The 22464-nt window shown below is 36.0% G+C and carries 16 protein-coding genes; 4 read left to right on the top strand and 12 right to left on the bottom strand.

The annotated features are described in order from the left end of the window. The first annotated feature begins 78 nt into the window (after positions 1-78). On the top strand, positions 79-372 hold the full coding sequence (locus F6K15_RS07095) for a hypothetical protein (protein ID WP_293058891.1): 294 nt from the start codon (positions 79-81) through the stop codon (positions 370-372). Continuing rightward, the gene (locus F6K15_RS07090; RefSeq protein ID WP_293058888.1) at positions 359-1654 is read left to right on the top strand and encodes a DUF6745 domain-containing protein; all 1296 of its coding nucleotides are present in this window, start codon (positions 359-361) and stop codon (positions 1652-1654) included. Before F6K15_RS07095 ends, F6K15_RS07090 begins: the two co-directional genes overlap by 14 nt. A gap of 567 nt (positions 1655-2221) precedes the next feature. On the opposite strand, the gene F6K15_RS07085 is transcribed toward F6K15_RS07090, so the two are convergent. From F6K15_RS07085 to F6K15_RS07070, 4 genes are all read right to left on the bottom strand, one after another. Beyond that, positions 2222-2911: an ATP-dependent Zn protease gene (locus F6K15_RS07085; RefSeq protein WP_293058885.1), complete on the bottom strand. Its 690-nt coding sequence runs from the start codon at positions 2909-2911 to the stop codon at positions 2222-2224. Positions 2912-2946: 35 nt separating this feature from the next. Further along, entirely contained in the window at positions 2947-3819 is an 873-nt protein-coding gene (locus tag F6K15_RS07080) for a D-alanyl-D-alanine carboxypeptidase family protein (protein ID WP_293058882.1), read from the bottom strand. A 233-nt stretch (positions 3820-4052) separates the two neighbouring features. Beyond that, a complete protein-coding gene (locus F6K15_RS07075) occupies positions 4053-4364 on the bottom strand; it encodes a DNA-binding transcriptional regulator (RefSeq protein ID WP_293058879.1) in 312 nt (103 codons plus the stop codon). Between the two features lie 972 nt (positions 4365-5336). Next, positions 5337-5750: a SufE family protein gene (locus F6K15_RS07070; protein WP_293058876.1), complete on the bottom strand. Its 414-nt coding sequence runs from the start codon at positions 5748-5750 to the stop codon at positions 5337-5339. A 507-nt stretch (positions 5751-6257) separates the two neighbouring features. Between F6K15_RS07070 and typA the strand changes: the two genes are divergently transcribed. Further along, complete coding sequence (gene typA / locus F6K15_RS07065) at positions 6258-8048, top strand: translational GTPase TypA (RefSeq protein WP_293058873.1); 1791 nt, start codon at positions 6258-6260, stop codon at positions 8046-8048. 298 nt (positions 8049-8346) lie between these two features. On the opposite strand, the gene F6K15_RS07060 is transcribed toward typA, so the two are convergent. From F6K15_RS07060 to F6K15_RS07030, 7 genes are all read right to left on the bottom strand, one after another. After that, positions 8347-9066 (bottom strand): choice-of-anchor K domain-containing protein, encoded by a 720-nt coding sequence (locus F6K15_RS07060; protein ID WP_293058870.1) that lies wholly within the window; start codon positions 9064-9066, stop codon positions 8347-8349. 418 nt (positions 9067-9484) lie between these two features. Continuing rightward, positions 9485-10243 carry a PEP-CTERM sorting domain-containing protein gene (locus tag F6K15_RS07055; RefSeq protein ID WP_293058867.1) on the bottom strand — a complete coding sequence of 253 codons (759 nt, stop codon included), beginning with the start codon at positions 10241-10243 and terminating at the stop codon, positions 9485-9487. A gap of 804 nt (positions 10244-11047) precedes the next feature. Further along, on the bottom strand, positions 11048-12913 hold the full coding sequence (locus F6K15_RS07050) for a hypothetical protein (protein ID WP_293058864.1): 1866 nt from the start codon (positions 12911-12913) through the stop codon (positions 11048-11050). Between the two features lie 359 nt (positions 12914-13272). Continuing rightward, the gene (locus tag F6K15_RS07045; RefSeq protein WP_293058861.1) at positions 13273-14034 is read right to left on the bottom strand and encodes a polyprenol monophosphomannose synthase; all 762 of its coding nucleotides are present in this window, start codon (positions 14032-14034) and stop codon (positions 13273-13275) included. Positions 14035-14956: 922 nt separating this feature from the next. Further along, positions 14957-16762: an LA_3751/LA_3752 family putative glycosyltransferase gene (locus F6K15_RS07040; RefSeq protein WP_293058857.1), complete on the bottom strand. Its 1806-nt coding sequence runs from the start codon at positions 16760-16762 to the stop codon at positions 14957-14959. Between the two features lie 638 nt (positions 16763-17400). Then, a complete protein-coding gene (locus F6K15_RS07035) occupies positions 17401-18519 on the bottom strand; it encodes a DegT/DnrJ/EryC1/StrS aminotransferase family protein (RefSeq protein WP_293058855.1) in 1119 nt (372 codons plus the stop codon). 467 nt (positions 18520-18986) lie between these two features. Beyond that, positions 18987-19418, bottom strand: coding sequence for a hypothetical protein (locus F6K15_RS07030; RefSeq protein ID WP_293058852.1), 432 nt, complete (start codon positions 19416-19418; stop codon positions 18987-18989). Between the two features lie 764 nt (positions 19419-20182). On the opposite strand from F6K15_RS07030, the gene F6K15_RS07025 reads away from it, so the two are divergent. Beyond that, positions 20183-20482 carry a DUF2103 domain-containing protein gene (locus tag F6K15_RS07025; RefSeq protein ID WP_293058849.1) on the top strand — a complete coding sequence of 100 codons (300 nt, stop codon included), beginning with the start codon at positions 20183-20185 and terminating at the stop codon, positions 20480-20482. 491 nt (positions 20483-20973) lie between these two features. On the opposite strand, the gene F6K15_RS07020 is transcribed toward F6K15_RS07025, so the two are convergent. Then, the gene (locus F6K15_RS07020; RefSeq protein ID WP_293058846.1) at positions 20974-22305 is read right to left on the bottom strand and encodes a cytochrome P450; all 1332 of its coding nucleotides are present in this window, start codon (positions 22303-22305) and stop codon (positions 20974-20976) included. Positions 22306-22464: the final 159 nt, after the last annotated feature.

Raw genomic sequence — 22464 nt, 5'->3', positions numbered from 1 at the left:
GCATGATGTATCATGGAATTTACAGGGTGTAATAAATATTTTTTGTGTAGTTACTATTAAAGCTAGGGAAAAATAACGATGCGGCCAATTCGACAAGGTGATGTAATATTACAACCAGTTAAGCTAACTTCAGGTAAAAAACTATCTCACCTGACTTTAGCAGAGGGAGAAGTTACTGGACACTCTCATCGTATTACTCGTGGAAATGCAGAGCTATGCGAAAAAGATGGCACTCTGTACCTGAAAGTTGTTTCAGAAAAGGTAACTTTAACCCACGAGGAACATAAGTCAATCGAAATTCCTCAAGGAAATTGGATGGTACGCATTCAGCGAGAATATGAACCTCTTGGATGGCACTATGTGGCAGACTAAAATTGAAAACCTAACAACAGAACAAAAATCATTAATACCAATGTATCGGGAAAAGTGGCACAAGAATATGGTGTCAACTTACCCAATAGATAGGCAAAGGGCAACAAATGCAGTAAACGCAGCTTATTCTGCGATGGGAAAACCAGACCCAGAGATTCTATTTATCAGTAGTCCAGATGCGATGAAAGAGATAATAGGATCGCGATCGCCTCAACGTTTAGTGCAAATGTTGGGCACTCCCTTACTAACTTCCTTACAAGTTCAACTCTCAGAAGAAATAGAAAGTCAAATTGATCAGCAACTATGGCTGAAACTGGAAAATGATTTGCCCAATGAAGAATTACTACAGCTAATGTTTATCTGGCAAGATGCTTTAGCTGAACACGCAGAATTATTAGGTGAGTTGTGGGTACACTGGCAAGGTGGCATTATCAGGCAAATTTGGGAACAGCAGCAAAAACAGTTGCGACAACAACTAATAGAGTTTCCTGGAGGAGATCCTTTAATTCGATTCGGAGATTTAATTTGGCAACAAGTTGGACAACCCCTATCACAACAGATAGAAGTTAATATATGGCAACATCTATCTAGTCAACCCCTAGTACGAGAGTGGGAAGAACAGATTAAGCAACCCCTGCAACAAATAGGGGATGCAATAGGGTTAGTCTCAAATATTAGCCAAAATTTGATGGCAAGTTCTATTGAAATGCTCGACTTCTGTATCTCTGTACTTGAGTGTAGTTACAACGAAAAAAAATGGCAGGCACTTCAAGGGTTGTTCAAAGAATGTGGGTTTGTGTTGCCACTAGAGAATACTTGTTTAGTATGCGATCGCCCGATCAAGTTATCTCTGGACGAACAAAATCGTTTTCATGCTGAAGGTGGGTCGGCAATTAGGTTTATTGATGGTTATCGGATCTATGCTTATCATGGGGTAAAGCTGCCAGAAAAATATGGATTATTATATCCCGAACGATGGCAAGTACGGTGGTTACTGGAAGAAAAAAATGCCGAACTACGACGAGTATTAATTCAAGGAATAGGTTACAGTAGAATTTGTCAGGAACTGCAAGCAGTAGAATTAGATAGTTGGCGAGAATATACTCTGTTAAGAATAGATAATGATATTGATGTTGAACCCATTTATCTATTAAAAATGACTTGCCCTAGTACAAATTATATTCATGCCACAAGAGTGCCACCAGATATTAGTACAGCGAGGGGGGGTATTACTTGGGTAAATTGGGGAGTAGATCCAGAAGAGTTTATGGTGGAAACTTAATAGATAGGAGTCAGGAGTCAGGAGTTAACCCACCCCTAACCCCTCCCAGGAGGGGAATTCAGGAGGGAAGAAAGAGTAGTAGAGAGAGAAAGTTTTTTGTTTGCGCTCTTATCCGAGCAGGATATCATATCTCAAATCACCAAAGCCAAAAAATCAAATCAATTATCAAAATAATTGGGTCGCGCCACCCCGCTTTTTAAGGCGAAATCTTTTTGGAGGTTTGCTCAAATCCCCTACTTCCCCTCCCAGGAGGGGAGGGGTTAGGGGTGGGTTTACTTCTGACTTCTGCCTTCTGCCTTACCTTTGCTAATATTCGGGGGAAATGTTAGGCGATGAAAGTTACTCTTTTAAAACATTATCAAAACACTTTAGAACAGTCGTTAGAAAAATTAAAAGCTTCTAATATTTCCCTGTCAAAGCAGGAAGTTATGGAAATTTTATTAACTAGAGATGCTCTTAATAAAGCATTATCAAATAAAATTAAGCCCTCTGCTTCTGCGATATTAAGAATTGAAAAATTAGATAGAAAACTTAGAGAAAATGCCGATGGATTAATTCAAGGTATTATCATCCCCGATCGCCAGAAATATTTTCCTCAATTGTTTGATAACATTCAGATACAGAAGCTCTCTGTGTCATCGCAGTCACTAATGCTTGATAAGCAGATTGATGATTTTCTATTAAAGTACGTGCTTGTAAGGAGGCCCAACTTTGTTTGAGTTTAGATTCTGTAGAGCGCTTTAATTGTGTTAAGATTACTGTAATTTTTGCCCGGTCTTCTGCTCCACCCTCAGTATTACCATAAACTAAATCTTCTGCAGCAATACCTGCCATCCAGACAGTACAATATTGGTCAATAGTTTGTTCAGAAATCATTCCTTTCTGTAACTGAGCAGCCAACTTTTGGTCATCAAACCTAACCCCACCCTGAGCAGACTGACCTTGCCGAAATGCTTCCCATGCACTGAGAGCATACCCACTAACAGGAATTTCTAATAAATAAGCCACCAAAAAATGTCCAGCTTCGTGACGAATAACCCGTTCGCGTCTTTCTGAGGATGTACCTTCCACTAAGTCTACAATAATCATACTTCCCTGACCTTGCCATCCCAATGTATCTATAGCAGCTAGTACCATCACAGAAAAAGTAGCGACCGCGGGTATTACTGGGGATATATTAAAAATTGGTCCGAGTAAAGCAGACATTGTCAGTATAAAAATACTAATCGCAATAATATTCAGGGAAGTTTGTCTCATATAGCAAGGAAAATATAGTGTATAATAGTAGATATCTAATTTTCAGTTTGTTGCTCTTCTTCAAGTGACCTAGCTTGTTCAAAAGTTTGTGAACTATGACCATCGCCTACAAAGCGCCAATGCCAGGGTTCATAACTAATACCTTGAGGATTATCTCTCGGAAACGATAACTCAAAACCATAGTTACCTGCATTTTCTTGCAACCATTGGAAAGCTTTTGTATTTTCAAAACTAACTTTGAGATAACTATCTGGTACTCTAGCATCTCCAATATCAATGGCATAGCCTGTATGATGTTCGCTATAACCGGGAGGCGCACTAACTTCAGCTCGTTGATATGTTGCTTGTCCTCGCTTTGCCTTTAGCTCAAAAAACAAATACTCTTGATCTGCCAAAGTTCTGAACCCGGAAATAGGAACCAAATTAATATTTGCGGCCCAAGCTGCATCTGTCATGGCATTAAATCTTTCTGCTGCATTTGAGCGGAGTCTGATATTTTGATTGCCAAAAACTGGTGTTAATTCCTGCCAAGTTGCTTCCTGATATGGCAAATGTCCAAGAATATTTTCTTTCTGCTCAATAGAAGGAGTCGGAGATGGTGAGGGGGTTACTACTGTAGGAGTTGGAGATGGTTCAACTAATTTTATACCTAAATTTTGTTTGATTTGGCTAACAAAAGCTTTGTCTTGAGTTTGATTAAGTTGGAAGTGCAGGCCAATACTAATTATCAGAGCGATCGCTCCTACACCTAATAATTTCCAAATCTGCCATTTTTTCTGAGACTGAATAGGTTGCTGTTTTGGACTTTTGTCTTCATCTCTTACAGCTTCGGGAATGTCATCGACTAGCAATTTTGGTTCATCTGGAGATTTTTTCTTAAATAGACCGAGCTTATTCAAAATTTTCACTCCTGCACTTACACTGAAATCATCAATAATTAGAGCTTTGTTGATTGAGTTTTTGTCATCTTTGATAGTGCTGCACCAGGCTTACTATTTTTATGACTACTCCATAAAATTGATCTAAATTATCACAATGTGACATTTACTCATCTTCAAATTTCTGCTTCATCATATTTAAGTCCCTACGGCTCAGTAGGGAATCTCCGCGCCTTTAGGCCGGAGAGGATGTCAACATCTGTTTAATGGCCAGTTGCTGATTCTGTACTTTTTATCTCACTTACTCCATTATTATTGTCATTATTTTCGATTGTTTTTCTCGGTCTACCTGGTTTGCGCTTGTGGCGTTGACTAATAGACTTGTCACTAGCTACTGCTAATTCTTCTGGAGTACATTTTAATATATCCAGAATTTCTAGGTACTTTTGGGGAGTCATTGTTGGTTCAGTACGCCCCGTTTCCCAGTTACGAACACTGGTTTCGCTGATGCCTAGCCGATCTGCTACTTCTGCACGGGTAAGCCTCGCACGTTCTCTCAGGGCTTCCATATCCATATTTTTTATGTTTCCTCCAACAATTATCTACAGTATAACTTTTTTTGAAAACCAATTTAGACAATTCATCAAACTACTTTATTCTAAACTTGTTAAAATAGAATTGTCTAGGTTTTTTTAAAAAAAGACTAATTTTATAGTGTCTGAGTCAAAATGCTTATTTTGAACTTGTGGACATCATTGAAGAAGTACTTAGGTAGTAGGGGCATTAGCAGAGAGCTTCTGCACCAGCAAATGGCCGTTCATCTAGTCGTTAAATAAGCGCGATTATAATCGGGAGTCCTCATCATACATCAACTAATTAGGGTTTGCTGAAAAAGTCTTTTAGTAGGGGTAGGAGACAGGAGACAAGAGACAACCCACCCCTAACCCCTCCCAGGAGGGGAAAACAGGAGAAAAGGGTCGGGAGCGAGGAGGTAGGAGTAACAATTGTCAATTTGGGATTTTTCTACTCAACTATGCGCCTAAAATAGGCTCCTTTTTGAGCGTTTTAGACTGGAAACCAGGCACTTTTTCAAGGCCCCAAAAAGGTACTTACCTTTATTTAGCAGTGCTTTGAGATTTAATCAGCAGAGCAATAATTACAGTATAAGTATTTATACTATGTAAATCATCTCAATTACTTTTTTCGTTCATCAAATTCCGAGTAAACAATTAAGCATAAATACTTGCTTGATTGTTTACTCAATCACGGCAGCTATGATTTTCTCCTAAATTCTGACTCCTGAGTTCTGAGTTCTAACTCCTTCTTCTATTATACTACATTTTGTGGTGCGGAATGTGGATTTTTATTTACCATATTTTTTAAAAAAAGTCAATTATTTTTTTGTTTCAATCATATAGATTAAACGATCTTTAACCAGTGCAGGATGGCAGAAATAACTAACCAGTTACAAAATCCTCAAAGCCTTACCCATCAATACTTTTGACTTTTAAATGCATGACTTTTAACTTCCGTGTAGCCGCACTAGGTTATTTTGCATAAGCATTAGCTTGACTTTTCATCAGTTGAAAAATATTGTAAAAACCATTAGCACGAGAAGGAGTCAAGCTTGCTTTTAAACCTGTTTCTTGAATAAAATCTGGAGTTATTTGATTTATTTCTTGAGGAGTTAATCCATTAATTCCCTCAATTAATAAAGCCACTAATCCCTTTACTAACTGAGCATCAGAATCTCCTTGATACCAAACCTTACCATCATTTAAGTTGGCAGTAATATATACCTGAGATTGACAACCATAAACCTTGTTTTCTGGTATCTTTTCAGCTTCTGGAAAATCAGGTAATTTTTTGGCGTACCAAAGCAGTTGTTCATAGCGCAACTTATTAGAAGATGCCCGTTTGAATTTGTTAACAATACGTTCTAATGATGGTGGTAAAGCCATAGATAGCACTCAAACAAATAAAAGTAATTGTGTAGTAAGTTAATTATAACATATTTTTTGTGTGGAGTAAATCATAGAAAACCTTAAATAAATCTTTAATTAAAAATCTGATTTTTTGGCAAAAAATACGAGCTTAAGAAATGAATAAATCAACTAAATTGTTATTTAAATTGAATGTAGATTTTTATCTATAACAGGTAGAAAAATAACTCATAAACTCAGAGAAGCTATCAAAAGTAAATTAGATCACTTTTTATTTGTGAACTAAAGTTTATGCTTAATCTGAAAATACTAACCAATGAAAATAAGTGAGTATCAACGTGGATGAAATGATTACCAAATATAATAATAGTGAGGCTTGAAAATAATTTCAACATTACACTTAAATATAAGACCTAACCACTGAGAATCTGAAACGAGGAAAAAACCTCCCACACCCATCTTTGTCTGATGTCAGGTACAATAGTTAAATAAACTTAACACTAATAGTTGTAATAAAAACTTCTTATGTCTCTTCCTATTCGCAACGTAGCCATCATCGCCCACGTTGACCATGGCAAAACAACCCTAGTTGACTCACTCCTCAAACAATCCGGTATCTTCCGCGAAGGGGAAGAGGTTCCTGATTGTGTAATGGACTCCAACGACTTGGAAAGGGAACGTGGGATTACAATTCTTTCCAAAAATACTGCCGTAAGATACAAGGATACTCTCATCAATATTGTCGATACCCCCGGTCACGCTGACTTTGGAGGAGAAGTAGAACGAGTACTGGGTATGGTGGACGGTTGTTTACTAATTGTTGATGCTAATGAAGGCCCCATGCCTCAAACTCGCTTCGTCCTTAAAAAAGCTCTGGAAAAAGGATTACGGCCAATAGTTATTGTTAACAAAATTGACCGTCCCCGAGCTGACCCCCACGCTGCCGTGGATAAAGTTCTAGACCTATTTATAGAACTGGGAGCAGATGATGACCAATGTGATTTTCCCTATCTGTTTGCCTCTGGTTTGGCAGGTTACGCCAAAAAAGAACTTGATGTAGAGTCAACAGATATGCAGTGTCTCTTCGATGCTATTTTAGATCACGTTCCACCACCAGTGGGAGACCCTGAAAAACCTCTACAGTTACAGGTGACAACTCTCGACTATTCAGAATATTTGGGCAGAATAGTTGTAGGTAGGATTCACAATGGTGTGATTAGGTCTGGGCAACAAGCAGCAATTGTTAAGGAAGATGGGACTGTTGTCAAATCAAAAATTTCTAAACTAATGGGGTTTGAAGGTCTGGCACGCATTGACATTGCAGAAGCTGCTGCTGGTAATCTTGTGGCAGTTGCTGGATTTAGTGATGCTAATATTGGTGAAACTATTACTTGTCCTAACGAACCTCAAGCACTACCTTTAATTAAAGTAGATGAACCTACTCTCCAAATGACTTTCTCTGTAAATGACTCTCCATTTGCTGGTAAAGAAGGAAAATTTGTAACTTCTCGGCAAGTACGCGATCGCTTGATGCGAGAGTTAGAAACTAATGTTGCATTGCGAGTAGAGGAAACTGACTCTCCAGAGAAATTTTCTGTTTCTGGTCGTGGGGAACTGCACTTAGGTATTTTGATTGAAACTATGCGTCGAGAAGGTTATGAGTTTCAAGTTTCCCAACCTCAAGTTATTTACCGGGAAGTCAATGGTCAACCATGCGAACCATTTGAACTTTTAGTAATGGATGTTCCTGAAGATGCTGTTGGTGGTTGCATTGAAAGAATAGGTCAGCGCAAAGGTGAAATGCAGAATATGCAGGTGGGTACAAATGGTCGGACTCAGTTAGATTTTTCTGTTCCTGCTCGTGGTTTGATTGGTTTCCGGGGTGAGTTTATGCGTCTGACTCGTGGGGAAGGTATTATGAACCACAGTTTCTTAGATTATCGTCCGTTTATTGGTGAAATTGAGGCGCGACGTAATGGAGTGATTATAGTATTTGAGGAAGGTGTGGCGACTTTTTATGCGTTGAAAAATGCTGAAGACCGTGGAGTATTTTTTATTACTCCTGGTACGAAGGTTTATAAGGGTATGGTTGTAGGAGAGCATAACCGTCCTCAAGATTTGGATTTGAATGTGTGTAAAACTAAGCAGTTGACTAACCATCGTTCTGCAACTGGGGATGAATTGGTGCAGTTACAAACGCCTGTGGATATGAGTTTGGAGCGAGCTTTGGAATATATCGGACCAGATGAGTTGGTGGAAATTACTCCTGAGTCGGTGCGGTTGCGGAAGGTAAGTAAGAAGTTGGTGAAGCGTTAACGAAGTCAGAAGTCAGAAGTCAGAAGTCAGAAGTTAACCCACCCCTCGCCCCTCCCAGGAGGGGAAGTAGGGGAGCGGGGGAGCGGGGGAGTGGGGGAGTGGGAGAGATCGAGACACCTAGAAGCAACAATCTATTACACAGTTTTAGGTGTGCTACTCCATTGCAATAATACTTACCGAATAATTGTGGTTTAAAGTCTCCCCTTTTTAGGAGATAATAAAGAAAAATTTTCCTTTGAGTCAATCCTATCCGTTTTAAAGGAGAGGTAATTATTAATTATTAATTATTAATTATTAATTATTGAACCCTCCTCCCTTTTCTAGAGATATTTAATGAACCTGTTAAGTAAATACCAAATAAACCCAGAGCAATTATTGCTGTGGGTTCGGGAACATCAACCTTAATAATCTCAGCATATAATATTGCATTTGCTACTGAATGTTCTGGAGAGTTAAACTCACTGAGAAAAGTATTACCACCGTCACTAGAAAAACCAGCTAATTTCAAGGTGTAATCTACTCCAGCAAAGTTAAAAGAATCATTTGTTAGACCATTAGCAGTAAAAAGAAGTATATCTCCATCTAAAACTGGGTCGTTGTAAATGTTAGGAGTATTGAAAATATTGAAGGTGTAGTTGAAGTTTTCTGCGTTGTTGAAAGGATTAGTAAAAGACAGTTCAACCTCTAGAGGAAAGTCTCCATTAAAACCATAGTAAGTAGCGCCATTACGATAGGTTAAATCACCAACAGCAAATAAAGTATTTACATCCGTGCTGAAACTTAAGCCATCATACTGAACATAATTTGTGAACGATGTAGTGGCAGGAATTCCCCAAGTTAATCTGTTATTTGTCCCACCGTTTTCATCTGAGAGATATTCTGTACCAGTAGATACAACGGGTAAACCCCAAGATCCAGATGATTTTCCAGAGAAAGTAATAGCTTGAGCGTTTCCTGTTGCGGCAAATAAGATAGTAGTAGTTGCTACTAGAGTTGTTAAAAGTTTAGCTCTGTTCATTGCAAACTGTTCTGTTGATTTTTTATTTCTATTAGTCCGTTGTTTCAATAGACTTATCCGGAAAATAAAGATATAAGATCAATTTTATCACAGGAAATTTTTCAGTAAATTTTCTGAAGTGTTTGATGACTTAGTGATTAATTTGACTTAGATGATAATTTTAATTTAAGTAGTATTGCATAGTAATGGTATACAACAGCAAGGAATGTCTGGTACGGGAGCAAGATGCTCCCACTGTTCTGGTAACAAAAATAATGACAATGCACAACCATGATGAAAAAAGCCCCTCTAGTCAATTGACTAAGGGGTTTATCTGATTTTTAGGATGGAATGTTTTGTAATTTAATTGGTTAGATTTGCTATTGAAATTTAGATTCAAAAGAAACTAGACATTAATAGTTGTATTGTTAGTTGGTTTCTACTTTTTGATTTTGCGTTTCAATGCTGAACCCAAACCTAAAGTAGTCAAAGCTAATAAACCAATAGTGGAACTGGGTTCAGGTATAGTTGTTTGAGTACCATGAGGTTGAAACATAGCATTGGGTACATTGAAACCCATCGTGGGGTCAAGGAGAGTTTGGTTTGACCCTATACCTATAAACCAATCACCTATTGTAACTCCTTCACCAGCTTGAGGGAGGTCATTAGTGATAACTTCAGGCATCCAGTCAAAACCACCACCATCAACAAAGTAATTTTTGTTATCTGCTAAAGCTTTAGTATCTGCAACATCAATAATCACGTTAGCTGCTATGTCAGTGCTGGTTGGCAAGAAAAAGGTGAACTCCCCAGGACCACCTGGTTCGATACCAGCAACAATTATATTGAAGTGAGCGTTTGGTTTATCGGGGTTAGTGGCATTGAAAAAACCACTTAGCTTAAGTACCTCAATGTCATCTGGTACATCATCCAAGAGAAGATGAGCAGAATTATCCCCAATAGTTGCGTCATGTACTACAGGTAGGTCGGGAAATTCCATACCATCGGGATTATCAAATGAATACCCAGTAGCACCTGTTAAATTGAACTGACCTTCCAAAATATCCATTCCATCAAGCTCTAACTCCTCTGGAGGTTGAATTTTAAGTTGAAAACTCCAAGCAGGAAGACTAATTCCAGCAACAGCTATTGATAATATTGAAGCGCTTGTTAGTGTTTTTAAGGCAGAATTTTTCATTTTATTCCTTAGAATGTAATTTCAGAATTTTGTGAAGCCTCAATAAACTTTATATATACATAGAACTTAGTCAGTACAACGTATTTTCGTCCGAAGCTACCGACAGGGTTTGCGGAGCAGTCCGGAACGGAAAGTAATCTAAAATCCTAGTTTTTCCTACCTCATGGGTAAGTCTTGTATAAATTTGTTTGGCTTACTAATTATAATCACACAAAAATCCCAGCTCGATCGTTCACCTTTTTGTTCACCTATCCGTTCATTTACTGATTAAAAGTGTTCACTTACCTGTTCAAAATGTTCATTACCTGTTCAAAATCAAAAAATAGGCCAAAAACATTAGGGGATAACACGGAAAACCTGCATCAAGTAGATATGAGTTAGTCCCAGTCAAGGTCCAAGTGTAAATCTAAATTCTAGTCAAGAGTAAACAACTTGTCCAAATATAATCAGGACTTACGCAAAGACACTATCTATAGAGTCCAGTAACTATTGGACAATAGTTACAAGTACTATATATAGCGTATCTGCGTAAGTCCTAATAATGCTTCCTTGTTTGCCCAGCATTCCGCAAGAAAGTAAACAGGGAGTTTGACTTTTTGGTCAAGTAAAGTTGCGATCGCTCCTTGGTATAACTTCAGCTGGAGTTACTGATAACTGATAACTGAAATGACCTTAATAATCTAATACTGCCATTTCCAAATAATTAGAAATTTAGCGACAATATTCATTACATAATTGCCACATTCGGAAATCTTGACTACGAGGATAATTCAAATCTATTTGAACATCTGCTACTGGTATTAACTATTCGCTCTTATCTGAACAAGATTTTTCATAATGAACTGTTTTTTCAACTGTTTGTATTTCATTAGGAGGTACAGTTCTTTCATCCATATAGTAAATAATTAAACCATCTAATTGTTTTTTACCTTGATGAGTAGAATTCCATTGACGACAAAGATAAGCTGCATAATGAGGATATAATTTTTTGCCAATTGCACGATTAAGAGTTATCAAATAAACTCGCCATTGAATTGTTTCATAAAATTCTTGACGCTGTTTAATATTTGGTTTATCCCAACTAATTGGTTGTTCTTCTGCTAAAACATTAACTGTACTTCCATCTTTTAATTTACCTTCAATAACGTGCCAACCATCATCTCTGGGGGGTGCCGGAGCAAAAATACTCCATGTTTGATCTAAACGAGTCATGTAACCAATAGGATGAATATATTGAAGAGTTCGTCTATTTAGTAGTTTATGACTAGCTGTAATCCAATCATTTTTCTGTTCTTGACGCCAAGCATAGGTTTGTTTGACAAAACTTCTAAAATTCCACATCGTAGTAAGTAGAAGTAAAGTAACAGTAATAAAGTTGAAAATTAAGGAAGGGCAAACTTCAATTGGTCGAAATTTTAAAGGTGCAGTAAACTTGCCTGCAAATTTACGATTAGAAGCAATTGTTTCATAAATTTTAGTACCTAAAGATTTTAAAGGTTGCCATTTTAAGATAGGTACAAGAAAACTAAATAAAGGAGATAAACTCACTACATAAATTATTCCTTCCCATTTGAAGTAACGATTTTTTTGCCAATCTTCTACTACCCAAGAATTTTCGGCTAACATATCTTCATAAATAGATGGATAATCTTGTGCCTTTAATACAGGGGTTTTCGGCAAAATTAAGAAGGTACGCAATAAATAAACTACCTTTTTACAAAAACCACAATCAGCATCGTAATAGATAGTTAATCCTTGACGTTGTTGATTTTCTATTTTTTGTTCGGCTTTATCCCAAATTACACTAGGTATTAATGCTAACCACATACAGATACATAGATAACTTAAAATGCCGATGTGAAAACATAGTTCAAAACCAATATGTAATAAGACAAAAGAAACAATTGCTATACAACGAAATAAAGCATTCCGAACAGGGATAAATATGATTAACGGACCAATCCACTCAAAAATAAGTGCAGAAATAGTCAGTAATTTTAAAATTTCTTGAGGAAAACTCAATAAAAATTGACCAAATGCTGTGGAATATTGGTCAAAACTTAATGAGTAATAAACAGCGTCTCCATCAGGCCACCAAATGTCACTTTTGGTTTTAAAAGCTGCTGACCAAATATAGATATAACAAAGTTGAATTAAAAAAGCTAAAGTTGCTCCACTACATACTTTTTTAGGTAAAGAATTACTGGAAGAATTAAGGGCACTATCTATTGAATAACAAGCACCTAATGGTAAAAACATTGACCAAAAAAGCATTGCCCGCAACACATGATCTGCCGCAAAAATTAATGCGGGATTACGATTATTTAGAGAGATTATTAATGCCCAAGTAGCAATAGTTGCTAGTCTGGTACGATAACCCAATAACATAGCTAAAGCAAAGAATATAGCTACGGCAAATATTAATCCTTGTATGAAGGGATGACCACTAATTAAATTAATTGACCAATACCAAGGATTGAGCATATCAATTAGAACAGAACGTGGTAAAATTCCACTATCAGTATAATGAGCATTTAAAGCTTGAGCACGAATAATTATATCCGTAAGAGTCATTAACGCTAAACCAATCCGAAATATGGCAAGGGAGCGTAAATCTAAACCGATAATTTCATCTAATTTTAAAAGAGAAAAAAATTTGGGTTTGGTCATTTCAGTTATCAGTTAATAGTTATTGTATAGTTGGGAGTGGGGGAGATTAAATATTGAAGTAATTATAGAATTATCAACATATACTATAACCTGATTCTATATGAAAGAGCAGGGCTAATTCTTTGTCGTTAGAAAATATTAATATGAAATATATTTAATTGTGCAAATAGACATCTCCAGAAAAGAGGGAACAGGGAACAGGGAACAGGGAACAGGGAACCCACCCCTCGCCCCTCCCCCTTCCAGGAGGGGAATAATTGATAATTTCTGGATAAGTATTGATTGTCTTTTTGATTTTTGGAGATGTCTAATATAAAAATCCCTCCATCTCCCCATCTCCCCATCTCCCCATCTCCCCATCAATTTTTTTGTCGCCAAAGTCGCCAAACTGTTGTTACATAATCACGTCCTTTATCTAAATAATCTAACAAATTAATCCCTGTTTTACTTTCTCCTGTAGTGCGAGGTACACAAACATAAGGTACTTCTACTAAATGATAACCTAAACGGAAAGCACGACATAATAAATCAATACAATATTCTCCATAATCACCTTTTAAAGGAATTTTTTTTAATACCTCACTTCGTGCTGCAATAAAACCACTGGTATAATCATGTACTTGATTACCCAGAAATAACATTGCATAATTATTAATAATCCAGCTTAAGATACGAGCCATCATACCATGAGCAATATCTTTTCCATCCTTTACCCAACGAGAACCTACTGCCACATCTGCATCCCCTTCTCTAATTACTTTGACTAATTTAGGTACATCTTCTGGTGGCATAGATAAATCACAATCCATCCAAGTAATAATCTTAGCATCATAAGTAGCGATCGCCTCATTTATTCCTCTTTGAATTGCTGAAGTTAAACCTTTTTCATCAATACGTTTAATTAATTCTACACCAGATTTAAAACTGTCGTCTTGAGGAGAAAGAGAGTAATTATCGGCAATTTCTTCTACTATTTTCCAAGTACCATCTGGAGAATTATCATCTACAACTAAAATTAAATAAGGATGAGGTACGCTGGCTATTAAACCTTCAATTAAAGGACGAATATTATCTTTTTCATTGAAAGTAGGTAAAACAGTGCAAACTAATTGATTAGACATAATTTTTTTTGATTTTTTTACTATTTTGACAAACTTAATTGCTTTGAGTTGTTGCGCATTTTAATTGCGAATATAGACAGGACTTACCGAATAATTAATAATTAATAATTAATAATTAAATAATTCTGATTTAAAGCCGACCCTTTTAAGGGAAAAAAAGCGGTCGTTTTGCTACACAACATGAAAAGCGGAGCTTCCCGAAGGGTGGGATGGATGGGTTCCCTAACCATATCCAATCGACCAAGAGAAGAAATAATATTTCCTTATATTCAATCAAGAAGGGTTTTAACCAGAGGTAATTATCCATTATCAATTAATGAAGGGGAGGCTCTACATATAGGGAGGGCGAATGCCATTCGCCCCTACAGATTTATTTCCCTATTTCTCCTGTTTTATGTTCTCTTTAAACTTCATATTTACTATTTCCCAAAAAATGTATATAGAGTTTCTCAAATATTTATAGAATTACCGAATAATTAAGGTTTCAAGCCTCTCTTTTAAAGGAGAAACAATGAATTAATTTTCCTTTTATTCAATCCTTTTCCTTTTAGGGAAAGGTAATTATCAATTATCAATTATCAATTAATGAAGGGGAGGCTCTACATATAGGGAGGGCGAATGCCATTCGCCCCTACAGATATCTTTCCATATTTCCCCTATTTTATGTTCCCTTTAAACTTCATATTTACTATTTCCCAAAAAATGTATATATAGTTTCTCAAATGTTTATCGAATTACCGAATGATTAAGGTTTCAAGCCTCTCCTTTAAATGAATTAATTTTCCTTTTATTCAATCCTTTTCCTTTTAGGGAAAGGTAATTATCAATTATCAATTATCAATTATCCATGATCCATTATCCATTATTGAATACTTCCTAAAACAAACGAATTTTGTACCTCACCAATATGAGAATTGCTATATTAACTTATTTCAACAATTTCTCCTTGATAAATAGGATATTTACCATGGGTTCCTAAATTATTTAACTTCACCTGAAATAATTGATTATTTTGACTAAATTGAAGTTTTTCAGTGGCTTCTGTTAATGGACGACAGACACGATGGGGATAACAAATGTAAGTGAATTTATCTAAGCTTTTCTGTAACAATGCTTGAGCTAAATTTAATAAATCCTTGCTTTCTTCAGCACGAAATAATAAAGTTTTTGATGGTAAAGAAAATTCTAATGCTTGGGCTGCGTGTTGATGAGAAACAGCAACCACAGGGTCAGTATTTTTAGCTAAAAATTGAATTGTAGGCTCAATATCTTTACTGTTTTTATTTATGTATTTTGTTCCTAAATATAGGTTTTTATATATACCTAAAGCCACAAAAGTCACAACAGTAAATAAAGCAACATAATAGAATATGGTTGATGATAAATTTTGAAAATATTGTAATTGTTCAATCATCATCAAAGAAATAAGGGGGAGAAGGATTAATAAATATCTTGGTCCCCATTGTTTTCCTCCAACTGTAAATTCATCAGGTGCAATATCAACTAAAAGAGATACTCCTACCACAAAAAATAAACATATCAAATAAATAATTGTTATCTGATTATTCACTTCTACACTTGTTTTACCCATGAAATAAAACCATAAAATTGTTGCTATCAAAGGAATAAACCATCGTTTTATTTGATTTTTTAGTTCTCTTATACCTCCTTTGATGAATTGAAATCCTGTGATTATTATGCCTATTGACACAAGGGCAGCAATCATTAAATTAATATTCAATAAATCCGGAGATTTTTCTATGCCAAATAACAGAATGTAAAAGATAGGAAAAATGCTTAGAGAGAAATATTCTATTAAATACTTAGTTAAAAATTGAATAATTATTTTAAATTCTTCGATTCTTCTTGATAGGGAAAATTCTTCCAGCACTAACAGAGAATGAAGACCTAAAAAATATCCATAAATAATTTTGTTAGTTACTAAAAAAGCACCGACAACCAAAAACATACTGATTAAGTAAACAATTGGGAGTTGCAAATTCAGATAAATATTGTTCCAGTTGAAATTATTGGAATTTGTTAAAACTGCTAGCAAATTATTTTGATAAAATGCTTGTAAAATAACTACTATTGTCAAAGCGCCAACCATAGCGAAAAACTCAGACCTAACCCAAACTGATAATCCAACTAAACATCCAGTGATGATGACATTAAATATAGACATTTGAGGGAGAAAGAAAAAACTCATTCCCGCAAAACAAAGTGCAATAGCTAATGTATGTTCCCAATACATCGCACTATATAAAGTTAGATTTGAAGCAAAAATTAAGCCAATTAATCCTAGATTTGTATTGATAATGTTAAAGTTCAAAGATTGACAAATTAAATTAAAAGTTATCCAAACAGTCCAGGTAGAAACTAAAGGAATTAGATATAAACCTCTATAACCAAAAAGTTTATACAAAGGCGCAGTAATTAAAGAAAAAGTAAAAGGGAAAGAAATATAGTAGCGATTATTTAAACAAAAAACAAACGGTTTTTCATAGGGATAAAGCCCTTGATTCCAAAGTTCTTTCACCCATTTTTCTTCAGATGGAATTAAGTCAAAACGTAATTTTCCACTACTTAATTGTTTTGCTAATAAAGCTTTAAGTCCAGAATCACCATTAAAAAATGCACCATAAGCGACTTGAGAAAATAAATATAAGGAATAAATAATTCCTGCTAATATTATTAGCCAAGATAATTGTTCTTTGATAATTATCATAAATTTGTCATCCATTTATAAAAGAAGGAAGAAGGTAGAAGGTAGAAGGTAGAAGGGAGAAGGGAGAAAGGAAGAAGGGAGAAGGGAGAAGGTAGAAGGTAGAAGGTAGAAGGTAGAAGGTAGAAGGTAGAAGGTAGAAGGGAGAAGGGAGAAGGGAGAAGGGAGAAGAAAAAAAGGGAGGGGAAATTATATAAAGAGGTAGCTTCTACCATTGGAGAGAGCTAATTTTAAGTAAGCATTTCCTGCGGAATGCTGCGCAAACATCTATATAGTGGTCAGATTGCCTCCTAGAGAGGAACTGGGTTATCAGCAATTAAAATCAACATAAATAGCTAAAGTTAGCTAATGATAAATCTTTTTCCTAGTGCAGGATGGTGGAAATAACTGGTTACAAAATCCTAAAACAATTACAAATCAATACTTTTGACTTTTAAGTTTCGCGTAGCGGCACCAGGCTTTTAATTTTCGCTAAATCTTAATTTTAATTCCTCGTCTAAATACAATAAATGATGAAAGTTTATGGCTGATAACTAGCGACTGAATGGTTAAAATTTAAGCATAAATCTCCGCCTTTCCATTTTGTATAATTCTTTTTTGAAATTGGTATAAAACCTATCACCTACCACCTATTAATATAATTAAGCAAAAATTGTTTTTAATGATTTTACAACTGTTTGTATTTGTTGGTTATTTAAAGCCAAACCACTAGGAAGATAAAATCCACGTCTTGCTATATTTTCAGCTACGGGGCAAGATTCTTGCTTAAATAATCCCATTTTTTGAAATACTGGTTGTTCGTGCATACACCAGAAAAAAGGACGAGTACCTATTTTTTGTTCGCGCAACTTTTTCATTGCTTCTTTGGCATCAAAAGGAACAAAATCTTTGAGTACAACCCCATAAACCCAGTAAATATTATCAGCATATTCCGTTTTTGTCAGAGGTAATTCTAATTCAGAAACATCTGCTAAAAGTTCAGTATAAAGTTTACCCATATTTCGTTTACGCTGGATAAATTCATCTAACCTTTCTAATTGTGCCAAACCTAATGCTGCTTGTAGATTAGTCATGCGTAAATTCCAACCTAATTCTTCATGGATAAAACGTTGTTGTGGTTGAAAACAAAGATTTCTCAAAGACCGACATTTTTCAGCTAGTATTTCATCATCAGTAACAATCATTCCTCCTTCACCAGTCGTAACGTGTTTATTAGGATAAAAACTAAAAGTACTCAATTCTCCAAAACTACCACAAGGTTTACCAAAATAAGTTTGTCCGTGCATTTCTGCTGCATCTTCAAGAATTTTTAAACCATATTTTACAGCTATTTCTAATACTGGATTCATATCTACTGGTAATCCATAAATATGAACCACCATAATAGCTTTAGTTTGCGGAGTAATTTTAGCTTCCAATTGCTTAATATCAATATTCCAAGTAGTAGAATCACAATCTACTACAACAGGAATTGCACCTGCTCTAACAATTGCCGCAGCACAAGAAATAATAGTAAAAGTAGGTAGAATAACCTCATCTCCTTCACCAATATCTAAAGCGCTAATTGCTGCATCAATTGCCATTGAACCATTACAAACAGCAATACCATATTTTCTCCCCACACGATTAGCAAAAGCTTGTTCAAATTGTTTAACAAAAGACCCTTCAGAAGAAATCCAACCAGTATCAATACATTCATTCAAATATTGTTTTTCCTTGCCATTTAGCAGAGGTTCATTCACAGGAATAAATTCTGTCATTTTTCTTTACCCTGACAATTTTAATTCATACGAAATCCGCTTTAATATAACTATATTAAAAATATTTAAAATATTTGTATAAAGCGGATTAAGTAATTTAGGAAATCAGTCTATAATTACCGAAAAATTAAGGTATAAAGCCTCTCCATTCATGGAGAAAAAAGCGGCCGTTAGCGCAGCTTCCCGAAGGGTGGGATGGATGGGTTTCCTAACCATATCCAATCGACCAAGAGAAGAAAAAAATTCCTTTTAACCCAATCCTCTTCTTTTCAAGGAGAGTTCATTAATGGATAATTAATAATTACCTCTCCCTTTTAGGGATAGGCTTGAAAAATCAGGAAAAAATAAATTTTTTCCCCTTTCCAGGGGACGCTTTTAACCCGAATTGTTTAATTATTTAATTATTAATTATTCGGTAATTCTAAATCCTTAATTCTTAATTCTTAATTCTTGAACTGATTTTGGTATTATACTAGAACTTTTTCTCGACTACTATCAAATCGTTCAAAGCGGGTTTTATCAATATTTCCTACATAAGGACCTTGTTTGACTTCAATCATTTCTACTTCTTCTAACATCTTGAAACCGTGTCCACCTTTGATTAATAACAAAACATCTCCTCTATTCAAAATGTAGCTTTCAAGATATTCTTGTTGGTCATTGTAAAAATCTACTAGCAATTTTCCTTCTTTGATTAGTAAAACTTCTTGAGTATAAAAAACTTCCCTCCTTACCATATTATGACGATGAGGTTGAATTTCTTTGCCTTTAGGGTGTCTCATATAAGCTAGCTGTTGAGAATAGCTATCTGGGGTGAAAAAATGAATTCCAGGCTCTCTAAAATCAGCCGGAATAATCATTGCTAATACTTCATTATGATACATGATTTGTTGAATCATAAGTAAATATCCTGATAATGTAATTTTATAATTTTGTGAAGCCTAAATAAACTTGATATATACATAGGACTTACACAGTAGAAGGTATTTTGCTCCGAAGCGACCGATAGGGTTTGCGGAGCAGTCCGGAACGGAAAGCAATCTAAAATCCTAGTTTTTCCTACCTAATGTGTAAGTCTTGTATAAATTAGTTTGGCTTCCTCATTATAATCCCACAAAAATTCCAGCCCGATCGCTCACTTTTTTGTTCACTTATCCGTTCACTTACCTGTTCAAAATGTTCATTACCTATTCAAAATGTTCATTACCTGTTCAAAATCAAAAAATAGGCTAAAGATATTGCGGGATAGCACAAAAAACCAAAGTAGATATGAGTTATATCATGTCCGGTTGAACAGTGACTACGGAGTCCTCAGGAGTAAACCCACCCCTCGCCCCTCCCCCTCCGGTGGAGGGGAAGGACCTCCTCAGGAGGGAAGAAGGAAGAGGAAGAACTGGAGTTGAAGGAGAAAGTTTTTTTTATAACTAATTATCCGGACATGATATTAGGAAATTAACCAGGGAGTTTGACTTTTTGCTTAAGTCAAGTTGCGATCGCTCCTTTCTCTCTCTTCATCTTCATGCGGAATTCAAATCCCCGTTACAAAAATAACTTCTGACTTCTGACTTGGGGACTTCTGACTTCGTTAAGCATCGGGCCATTTTTTTTTGCCTCTAGTCTCCCCCTTTAAGTAGACTGAAGATGTAAAGATGGAGAAAGTGCCATGAAGAAATCATCTAAATCTCAAGGTCGTTTGGTTTGGAATCATTCTACCCATATTGAAGGGTTAATTCCTATTTTAGAGAAACTAACCCAACGTCAGGGTATTGAAACTGTTACTCCTGGAGTTATCAGCAGGTCCAGAAGTCATATTCCCCACATGAAGTTAAAGGTTTCAGTACCTATTCGAGGTGGTTTTAAACTTATTGCTAGACAAGGAAAAACTGTTCAAGAAGTGTTTATGTTAACTAGCTTAACTCAAGAAGATTTGGAAGAGGCGATCGCTTATGTCTTAGCTAAATAATCTACTTCTTGTCCAATTTTTGGTATAGCGCTACGCGCTAGGGAATAGGGAACAGGGAATAGTGAACTGTAAAAGGGTTTTCGGTGCGCAAATGCTCCGCGAACAGGATTGAAAAATGTCCTAACCAATTCTTGTAGTGCTATAGATGTATTTGGAAGAATTCAAAAAAAGCCTAAACTTCCCTATGGAAGTTTAGGCTCTTATATTTTTGATTAAAACTAATATTAATAGTAATAGACAGATAGGTTAGGACTTGTGCTGATGATGACCCGAAGTTTTTCCCGCTGTTCCCTAACACTGAGTGCGCTACCAGGTGCGTCTGTCACCGATGCAGGGTGACACCAATGTTCCCTGTTCCCTACTACATAAAGATTAAATCCTATAACGCAAGGCAACAGGCAACAGGCAACAGGCAAATACAAAAGGTTTTCAGCTTCTATTTATGTCAAACACCTTAATGTGTAGCGCTATAGTTTCAATCTTTTTCTGGTCTATACTAAATGCCAGAATTTTATTTTTAAACCGTCACGGGGGTTAGGTGTTGGTACTGCAACTAGACTTAAATCTTGTTCTGGTAGAAGCTCCCATTCATAACCCCGTAACAACTTGGCGGCAAAAATCTTCATTTCTAAGCGAGCAAATTCTTTACCCAAACATTCTCGCATCCCACCACCAAAGGGAATATAACCAAATATTTTCTGTTTATCTACAGCATTTTCTGGAGCAAAACGGTCGGGGTCAAAATTGTTATGTTCTGGGTAGAGAGTTTCATCCTGTTGAGTCTTACCAATTTGATACCGAATTAACCAACCTTTTGGAATGGAATATCCACCAAATTCACAATCTTGAATTACTTGTCGGAACCCACCCCCCACGGGTGGAATTAATCTCAATACTTCTTTGAGAACTTGTTCTAGATAAGTCATTTGTTTGAGATTTTCTGTAGTTAGCGGTTCCGTGGGAGAAAATTGTTTTTGTTCTTCACGAGCGCGGGTAAGTACATTGGGGTTTTGAGTTATTAATAGACAGAAAGAGGCGATCGCTGAAGTTAATGTCTCGTGACCAGCAAACAGCAATAATAATATTTGGTCTTTCAATTCATCTAAAGGTAAAGCATTTCCATCTTCATCCCGCGCTTGCAAAAGTATTCCCAAGGCATCCTCGCCCAAATTTTGCTGTTGCTGTCGTTGCAAAACAATTTCTTCGATATGTTGCAGTAATTTTTGCCGGCAACGGAGTGATTTTCCAAATCTTGTCCAAGGAAGTGATAGAGGAATGGAAAATAAGCCTTTGACCCACTCTTCAAATAAACTGGCTAATTTTGTTTGGGAACCCCCATTACTACCAATAAATAAACGACTAGCAATATCAAAGGTATAGTCACGAATTTGAGGATACCAAGTTAAGGTATTCATTTTTGCCCATTTCTCTAGATAGCTAGCAGTTATAGTTTCCATTGTGGGAGCATAATTTGCCAAAGCTCTAGGTTGAAAAGCTTGGGCCAATAGTCTACGCCGTTGTTGATGAAGGCTACCTTGTTGTACAGATAAGGAGTTAGGGCCTAATAAAATCCTGGTGCTTTTTGGCCAAGTGGCAGTAAAATATTTATTTTCATTGGAAAACAGAAATTTATTCGCTTCTGCTCCGGCTAAAAATACTGTGGGGCTGCCAAAAATATGACTTTTGTAGATTTTTCCGTACTTTTTTTCTCTTGTTTCGGCAAATGTATTATCTGTTAAGAAACTGATAGTTTCACCAACAAAAGGTAGACCAAAGTTTCCTGGTGGTAAAGGTAATAATGATTTGGTATTTGTGATAGTCATTTCAGTTATCAGTTATCAATCATATAAATTTTATTCTCACTTGTACTTTGTCTAACATACTTCCACAAAATTGAATTAGAGGTTGTCTGAGAAGTCTCATTTGCTACATCAAAGCCCCCGCGCATCCCCTAAAATTGGAGGATTTTACCAGCTAATGGA

The sequence above is a fragment of the Okeania sp. SIO2B3 genome, from assembly GCF_010672525.1.
Lineage (GTDB): Bacteria > Cyanobacteriota > Cyanobacteriia > Cyanobacteriales > Microcoleaceae > Okeania.
The sequence above is the reverse complement of the archived record's forward strand: the minus strand, read 5'-3'. Positions and strand labels throughout refer to the sequence as shown.